Origin of the sequence: Streptomyces sp. DH12 (genome assembly GCF_020873895.1) — a bacterium.
Taxonomy (GTDB): domain Bacteria; phylum Actinomycetota; class Actinomycetes; order Streptomycetales; family Streptomycetaceae; genus Streptomyces.
This window is the reverse complement of record NZ_JAHWGT010000984.1, coordinates 1-462: the sequence shown is the minus strand read 5'-3', so window position 1 is coordinate 462 and position 462 is coordinate 1. Positions and strand designations below refer to the sequence as shown.

General features: G+C 38.3%; 1 protein-coding gene. It reads right to left on the bottom strand.

The window, feature by feature from the left end; genetic code table 11:
• Nucleotides 1-173 precede the first annotated feature (173 nt).
• A complete protein-coding gene (locus LPA54_RS43200) occupies nucleotides 174-335 on the bottom strand; it encodes a ClpX C4-type zinc finger protein (protein ID WP_081571330.1) in 162 nt (53 codons plus the stop codon).
• Nucleotides 336-462 lie beyond the last annotated feature (127 nt).

The following is a 462-nucleotide window of genomic DNA, read 5'->3' as shown; positions in this document are numbered from 1 at the left end:
AATTCCTATACTATATAGTAGATTAGTTGATTAGATTAACCCTCTTCTTAAACTCCCGTACAACTTCCTCAACCGTCAGTCCCTGAAGTTGATCCTGTGTTTGCTGGATGACGCCTGTCACAACACCCTCCATATAGTAGATATTTAAATAATACCCCTTGTACTCCTGTGCATTAATCAATCTGCTCACCTCGACCATTTTCAAAAGCTTTCATGCATTTTCTTGCGCATTCCTCACATATGTTTATCCTCGATTCCGTGACAAGAACCCGTTGATCTTCTGTTTCAACCTTACCACAAAAACTACATTTTATTTTTTCGTCCGTTTTTCTCATGAAATTCCGCTCCTGTTCCTCGTCAATGTTATTCAGTATATCTTACCCATTGTAACCTGTCAAAAGAGAAAAGATCATATTCGTTTTAAAGACATTCTAAAAAAACTCCCGATCCATAGACCGGGAG